Annotated in this window: 7 protein-coding genes; 6 read left to right on the plus strand and 1 reads right to left on the minus strand. The window is 44.8% G+C overall.

Going from position 1 to position 6,935, the window contains the following annotated elements; translation table 11 throughout:
• Positions 1-421: 421 nt before the first annotated feature.
• From UYC_RS0113585 to UYC_RS0113605, 5 genes are all read left to right on the plus strand, one after another.
• Positions 422-1,735 carry an ABC transporter substrate-binding protein gene (locus tag UYC_RS0113585; RefSeq protein ID WP_016876380.1) on the plus strand — a complete coding sequence of 438 codons (1,314 nt, stop codon included), beginning with the start codon at positions 422-424 and terminating at the stop codon, positions 1,733-1,735.
• Between the two features lie 107 nt (positions 1,736-1,842).
• Positions 1,843-2,754: a carbohydrate ABC transporter permease gene (locus UYC_RS0113590; protein ID WP_016876381.1), complete on the plus strand. Its 912-nt coding sequence runs from the start codon at positions 1,843-1,845 to the stop codon at positions 2,752-2,754.
• A 3-nt stretch (positions 2,755-2,757) separates the two neighbouring features.
• Complete coding sequence (locus UYC_RS0113595; protein ID WP_016876382.1) at positions 2,758-3,642, plus strand: carbohydrate ABC transporter permease; 885 nt, start codon at positions 2,758-2,760, stop codon at positions 3,640-3,642.
• A gap of 263 nt (positions 3,643-3,905) precedes the next feature.
• Positions 3,906-5,006 (plus strand): ABC transporter ATP-binding protein, encoded by a 1,101-nt coding sequence (locus UYC_RS0113600; protein WP_016876383.1) that lies wholly within the window; start codon positions 3,906-3,908, stop codon positions 5,004-5,006.
• Positions 5,007-5,397: 391 nt separating this feature from the next.
• The gene (locus UYC_RS0113605; RefSeq protein ID WP_016876384.1) at positions 5,398-5,772 is read left to right on the plus strand and encodes a hypothetical protein; all 375 of its coding nucleotides are present in this window, start codon (positions 5,398-5,400) and stop codon (positions 5,770-5,772) included.
• A gap of 338 nt (positions 5,773-6,110) precedes the next feature.
• Here UYC_RS0113605 and UYC_RS0113610 read toward each other — a convergent pair whose 3' ends face one another.
• Positions 6,111-6,503 (minus strand): hypothetical protein, encoded by a 393-nt coding sequence (locus UYC_RS0113610; RefSeq protein WP_016876385.1) that lies wholly within the window; start codon positions 6,501-6,503, stop codon positions 6,111-6,113.
• A 159-nt stretch (positions 6,504-6,662) separates the two neighbouring features.
• Here UYC_RS0113610 and UYC_RS0113615 point away from each other — a divergent pair, with 159 nt between their 5' ends.
• Complete coding sequence (locus UYC_RS0113615) at positions 6,663-6,845, plus strand: hypothetical protein (RefSeq protein ID WP_016876386.1); 183 nt, start codon at positions 6,663-6,665, stop codon at positions 6,843-6,845.
• Positions 6,846-6,935 lie beyond the last annotated feature (90 nt).

The following is a 6,935-nucleotide window of genomic DNA, read 5'->3' on the forward strand; positions in this document are numbered from 1 at the left end:
ACGACTTAAGGTAGTTATTTCTTGTAGCTAACTCTATCTTTAGAAAGTTGCTTAATTAATTAAGAAGAAATTAATTTACATCTATAACAGTGGCTTTTAACTGTCTAAATAACACAGTTTATCAAATAGAAGTCAGGAGCCAGAAGCCAGAATAAATTCTTCATTCTGACTCCTGAATTCTGGATTCTTCTTCAATCCTTCTTGAAGGGGCTGCTGTATATTTAAGGGTTATTAGCAAAATGTTACTCTTATTTAGAATCAAGCTGCTTATTTTTAAGCCAGCTTAATTTTAAGTTTCTTGAATTTTTTGTTCATCGTTTAAGCATTTTTGCTAAAAGTTAACACAAAATAATCCTTACTTAAGCTATTCCATGTTTTCATTTCTTAATCATTATTACCACTAGCGATCGCTACATTGATAATGTTGTACCGAAAGCCAATCAACAAGCTGCAAAAATTCATACAAAAACAAAGTTTTTTGCATCTAGGAATTTTTCTAGCAATTCTGTTGGGTATTATATTGTTCAGTTGGGTAGCACTTTCGCAGCGACCAGTTACCCTCAGTATGTTAATTACTGCCCCTGATGCCCAACCTTGGAGGCAGGGTTTGATTAAAGACTTCGAGGCTAAGAACCCAGGCATTCGCATTAACTTAGTTGAGGGGCCAAATGCCACAAATTTACTCGAAGACTTGTATACTTCATCTTTTATCTTGGGTGAATCTCCTTACGATCTGGTCAATATGGACATCATTTGGACGCCCAAGTTTGCTGCGGCTGGATGGTTGCTACCCCTAGACGATCGCATTACCAAAGAGGAGTTAGCAGCATTTTCGCCCAAGGATGTAGAAGGGGGACGTTATCAAGGCAAGCTGTACCGCATTCCCATGCGTTCTGACGTAGGAGTGCTTTACTATCGGGAAGATTTACTTAAAGAAGCAGGATTTAAACCGCCAGAAACCTTTGCGGATCTGATGCAAATTTCCCAAGCCTTGCAAAAGAAAGACGAGGTAAATTGGGGCTATGTTTGGCAGGGACGCCAATACGAAGGACTCGTAGCGATGTTTGTGGAAGTCCTCGACGGCTTTGGTGGCTTCTGGGTTAATCCTGACACGCTCGAAGTTGGGCTAGATCGACCAGAAACATTACGAGCCGTTGAGTTTCTACGCAGTACCATCAGGCAGGGTGTTTCTCCGCCTGGAGTCACGACTTATATAGAAGAAGACACCCGGCGCTTTTTCCAAAATGGTCAAGTGGCGTTTTTACGAAGTTGGCCTTATGTGTGGCCTTTAGCCCAGGCAAAAGGTTCGCCAATCCAGGGTAAAGTTGGGATTAAATCGATGGTTCATGCTCCTGGCAAGACGGGGGCTGCTTGTCTGGGAGGTTGGGGTTTAGGGATTTCTAAATCCTCTAGGCATCCTGAAGAAGCGTGGAAAGCAATTCAGTACTTTACTAGTGAAGAAGCACAGCGCCAGTTTGTTTTGAATGCAGGCTTTGTGCCAAGCCGACGGTCATTATTTACAGATCCAAAGATTGTAGCCGAATATCCCCACTATCCGCAGTTACTAGAGATTGTAGACAACGCAGTTTTACGTCCGCCGATCGCCCAATACGCTCAGACTTCAGATATTTTACAGCGTTATCTCAGTGCCGCACTATCCGGTCGGATGAACCCGGAACGAGCAATGCAAGCTGCTGCGGCTGAAACGCGCCGACTGCTAGGGGCTAGGGGCTAGGGGCTAGGGGCTAGGGGCTAGGGACTAGGGGCTAGGGGCTAGAGAACAGGGGAGGAATAGACAAGCAACCTATTAACCACTAACTACTAACCAATGACAAATGACAAATGACTAATTCACGTACGATCAGAAGTCGGGAACAACGGACAGCCTGGATCTTGCTAACACCAGCATTGCTGCTGCTGTTGTTTGTATTTGCTTACCCAATTTTACGAGCATTCTGGTTAAGTGTATTTACAAGAAATCTGGGAACGGAGCTACAACCCGTATTCTCTGGTTTGGAGAATTATGTGCGGATGGCGGGAGATGGCCGTTTTTGGCAGAGCCTTTGGATCACAACTGTGTTTACAACAGCATCCGTTGTCTCAGAACTAATACTAGGACTCTTGATTGCTCTAGTTCTCAATCAGGCGTTTTTTGGACGGGGCATAGTGCGTACCACTGCCATTCTACCTTGGGCTTTGCCTACTGCTCTGATTGGTCTGGCGTGGGCTTGGATTTTTAACGACCAGTTTGGAGTTGTGAACGATATTCTCAGGCGGTTGGGGCTGATTGAGACTGGGATTAACTGGTTAGGAGATCCAACGCTGGCGATGATCGCACTGATTTTTGCCGATGTTTGGAAAACTACGCCCTTTATCAGTATTCTGCTGTTAGCTGGCTTGCAGTCAATACCAAAAGACCTTTATGAAGCTTACTCAGTCGATGGGGCGAACGCTTGGCAAAACTTCCGCAATATTACCCTGCCGCTACTGCTGCCGCAAATTCTGATCGCAGTTCTATTTCGGTTTGCTCAAGCTTTTGGGATTTTCGATTTGATTGCTGTCATGACTGGGGGCGGGCCTGGTGGCGCTACAGAAGTAGTGTCATTGTATATTTACTCTACAGTGATGCGCTACTTAGATTTTGGTTATGGAGCAGCCCTCGTAGTGGTGACATTTCTGATTTTAATTGCTGCGGTGGCGATCGCTAGTTTCTTGCTTAACAAATACCGTGCCAGATCATCAGGAGCCATTTAACCTATGAGTGTAACTCCACAAGCATCTCCAGCAACTCCAAAACGAACAGAGAAAACCAGATTTTCTTGGCAAAAAATCTTGCTGCTCATAGCAATTGCATTAGTAGTGCTATTTAGTCTAGCGCCAGCTCTATGGCAATTGCTGACCTCGTTTAAAGTCAATGAGGATATTGCCGCCGTTCCTACTGTCTACTTCCCCACACGATTCACTTTCAATCACTACATTGAGTTATTTACCCGTCGTCCATTTTGGCGCTACATCTTCAACAGCGCCTTTGTGTCGATTACTTCTACAGCTGTAGCTTTAGCGATCGGCGCACCTGCTGCCTATGCTCTGGCACGGTTGCGTCCTTGGGGTGGACGGGTTATTCTTGCCAGTGTACTGATCGTAACTTTGTTCCCTGGAATTCTGTTGTTTTTGGGACTGTTGGAAGTTATCCAGGCGCTCAGGCTGGGCAACAACTATCTGGCGCTAATCATACCCTACACTGCGATCAATTTGCCGCTGACAATTTTAGTGCTGAGAAGCTTTTTCCAACAATTACCGAAAGACTTAGAAGACTCGGCTAGAGTCGATGGCTACAACACCTTTCAACTACTATGGCAAATAGTCTTGCCTATGACTCTTCCCGCTTTGGTAACTACTGGAATTCTCGCCTTTATTTTTGCCTGGAACGAGTTTATCTTCGCTCTCACTTTTATGACTCGCGAAGAGTTGAAGACAATTCCCGTTGCTGCTGCTCAGTTGGGCGGTGCAACAGTATATGAAATTCCCTACGGCCCCATCGCCGCTGCTACTGTTGTGGGGACGTTACCCCTGGTTTTACTAGTTTTATTTTTCCAGCGCAGAATTGTCCAAGGTCTTACTGCTGGTGCTGTTAAGGGCTAATGATAAATGCTGAATTTTGAAAATACAGAATTTATCATTCATAATTCACGTCTAATGTGAATTAGCCGAACTCATCTTAAGTCGTGCCAAATATATAGATTAATTGCAAAATCCAATTTTATGGTGATAACGACCACAGATAAACACAGATGCACACGGATAAATTATCTGTGTTTATCTGTGTCCATCTGTGGTCGATTTCTAAAACATGATTTTTGCTTGCCGTTTTAATTCATATCAGACGTAATTCATCATTCATAATCATGGCTAAACTCGAACTCAAAAACTTAAATAAAACCTATAATCCCAAAGTCGTCCCCGTCAAAGACATTAGCTTAACTGTAGATAACGATGAGTTTTTGACTTTACTCGGTCCTTCCGGCTGTGGTAAATCCACCGTCTTACGCATGATTGCCGGACTTGAAGAACCTACTCGCGGTCAGATCAAGATTGGGGACGTGGATGTTACCCACAAACGAGCAGCCGATCGCAACATCGCGATGGTATTTCAAAGCTATGCACTCTATCCCCACATGACGGTGTACGAAAACCTCGCTTCTGGACTCAAACTCAGAAAAGTACCATCAACAGAAATTAAACGGCGAGTGGCAGAAGTAGCAGAGATTTTAGGATTGGGAGAATTAATGAACCGTAAGCCTGGACAGATGTCTGGAGGTCAAAGGCAGCGGGTTGCGGTTGGTCGTGCTTTGGTGCGTAATGCTGACGTGTACTTGTTGGATGAGCCGTTAAGTAACCTAGATGCACTGCTGCGCGAACGAGTTCGAGCCGATCTCAAGCAAATTTTTGCAGCACAAAAAGTGCCAGTTGTCTACGTCACCCACGACCAAACAGAAGCGATGACGCTTTCCACCAAAGTCGCTTTGCTCAACGATGGCTATGTCCAGCAACTCGATCCACCTGCTCGCATTTATAACAATCCAGCTAACTTATTTGTGGCAGGCTTTGTTGGCAGTCCCCAAATGAATTTGCTGACTCTACCCTGTCAGGGAAGGAACGCAATGTTGGGTAACTTCCAAGTGCCTCTGCCAGATTTACCAACAGCACCGCCTCAGATTGTGCTAGGCATCCGTCCAGAAAATGTCCGCATAGCCCAACCAGGTGATACCCAAAAGATTCGAGGGCGAGTGTATCTAGTGGAAAACTTGGGTATGCACTATTTAGTCAGTGTTAGGGTTGAGGGTTCGCAAACCGGAGCAATTACAGTACGTGCTTTGTTGCCAATAGACCAAAATTGGAGTGGCGAGGATATTACATTGACATTGCCCCCTGAGGATATTCACTGGTTTGATGTTCAATCTGGCGATGCTCTTGTTAGGAGGCAAATGTTAGGTGTGAGGGGGTAATGCATCGACTTACATTTAGAACTTACGAAAAATCCCTCTAAAATCCTCTTTCCTCTGCGCTCCCTGTGCCTCTGCGGTTCTATTCTTCTATAACTCGTGCGTAAGTTCTAACATTGTTAATGTATTGGCTTACATTGTTAATGCATCGGCATACATTGTTAATGCATCGGCTCACATTGTTAATGCATTGGCATACATTGTTAATGTATCGACTCACATTGTTAATGCATTGACTCATATTGTTAATGCATCGACTTACATTGTTAATGCATCCGCTTGCAACAATAGCTCACCTTGCCCGAACCTTGTCCGATCTAAAAACTTAACCTGGCTGTTATCTTTTCTGTGGCAATGGGCACATTAAATTTATACCTTACGATAATATGCATCTATGCCTACCCAAGATAAGACACGCCGTTTGCCCCCTCAAACTATTAGTCAAGATATTGACTCACTCCACGGTTTGCAAACTATCAGCACCTACAACACAACCCGTGCTGATGCTTCTGAGGCAAACTTACAGACAGCTTATCAGGCTATGTTGACTCTGCAACAAGCCGAAACCGAAAAGCTAGCTTTATACCGTGCTGCTGCTGATGCTGCTCGATTGGCAGAATGGGAATTTCATAATGCTGTATTAGCGATGAAAGAAGTGGTGCGGGGGCAATATGGTTCGGACAGCGATCAGGCTCAAGCGGTTGGACTGAAGAAAAAATCAGAGCGCAAGCGTCCTAGTCGTAAAAAGCCAGTTATGACTGCAAGTTAATTAACTGAATTATTGGCGTTGCCGATCAAGAATATGAATTTGTCTCACGCAGAGGAGCCACTGCGGTGGACGGGTTTCCCGGCATAAAGGAGCCAGCGCGTTGCGGAGAGAAGCGCCGTGCGGGGGTTCCCCCCGTTGAGGCGACTTCGGAGGGTTCCCCCCGTTGAAGCGACTGGCGTCAAGTGGCGTCCGCAGAGTCGCAGAGAGTAAAAGTTGAGAATACTTGATTTTTGCATTTTATATCCAAATTTAGCAACGCCTAATTATTGAGTTTGTGAGGGGCGATCGCTCTTCGAGAAAAAGCGATCGCAATTATTACTACAATGTAGAGGTAGTTTCTACTCTGGAAGGTTAGTTTCAGGATCAGTTGGCATTTCAATGGGATCGGTGTTTGGCAGAGTTCCCTGCATCTGCTCGTTGGGTATGTCTGGATTGTTCTGGAGGTTGACAACGCCTTTTTCTGATGGCTGCTCGTTTGTAGTATTGGGGCCTGTTGTGCTAGAAACTCCAGCAATTTTAGGATCACCCGTTGCAGTTGCTTCTGAGAAGTTAGTGGCGATCGGATTGGCGATCGCTTCCCCTTGCGGATTCGTCGTTTCTCCTGCTGCGACATTTGCATCCAACATTGCACTCCCTGCAACATTAGTATCTGTAAGAGGTTGAGCTTGCTCGGATGCAACAACAGATTGATCTGGGGTAGTAGCTTGATCTGACAAAGATGGGTCGCTCATGTTTACTGTTGCTTGCTAACGCTTCCATATATTCAAAAACAGTTTTAAGAGCAAAACCTCATCCGCAATAGGTAATGCTGATTGCACTTAAAGAAGAATCAAGATTAAACACAACTGTAATTATCAATACATAAATTTTTATTCACAGATCGTACTGCTATGTACAAGTTTGCCGCTGCTTGGGAGAATGAGCCAATTGTATTTGGTGCCGCAAAACCCGGATATTCCAACGCAAAGGCACATGATTGGGTTGAGTTCATGAAGCGCTCTGGCATTAAGCGAGTTTGTTGTTTTCTGAGCAAACGTCCTAGCCGCAAAAAGCCAGTTGCGGTTGTAAGTTAATTAGACACACAGTCTTGAAAAGGACGGGTGATATTCCAATACGGTTCAATTAGTGATGTAGATTTCTAGATGATCCCCCTTAGTCCCCCT

The sequence above is a fragment of the Chlorogloeopsis fritschii PCC 6912 genome (assembly GCF_000317285.1).
GTDB classification, from domain to species: Bacteria; Cyanobacteriota; Cyanobacteriia; order Cyanobacteriales; family Nostocaceae; genus Chlorogloeopsis; species Chlorogloeopsis fritschii.

Coding starts and splice junctions, on each gene's coding strand:
- UYC_RS0113585 (WP_016876380.1), top strand. CDS start 422: ATGTTGTACCGAAAGCCAATCAACAAGCTGCAAAAATTCATACAAAAA.
- UYC_RS0113590 (WP_016876381.1), top strand. CDS start 1,843: ATGACTAATTCACGTACGATCAGAAGTCGGGAACAACGGACAGCCTGG.
- UYC_RS0113595 (WP_016876382.1), top strand. CDS start 2,758: ATGAGTGTAACTCCACAAGCATCTCCAGCAACTCCAAAACGAACAGAG.
- UYC_RS0113600 (WP_016876383.1), top strand. CDS start 3,906: ATGGCTAAACTCGAACTCAAAAACTTAAATAAAACCTATAATCCCAAA.
- UYC_RS0113605 (WP_016876384.1), top strand. CDS start 5,398: ATGCCTACCCAAGATAAGACACGCCGTTTGCCCCCTCAAACTATTAGT.
- UYC_RS0113610 (WP_016876385.1), bottom strand. CDS start 6,503: ATGAGCGACCCATCTTTGTCAGATCAAGCTACTACCCCAGATCAATCT.
- UYC_RS0113615 (WP_016876386.1), top strand. CDS start 6,663: ATGTACAAGTTTGCCGCTGCTTGGGAGAATGAGCCAATTGTATTTGGT.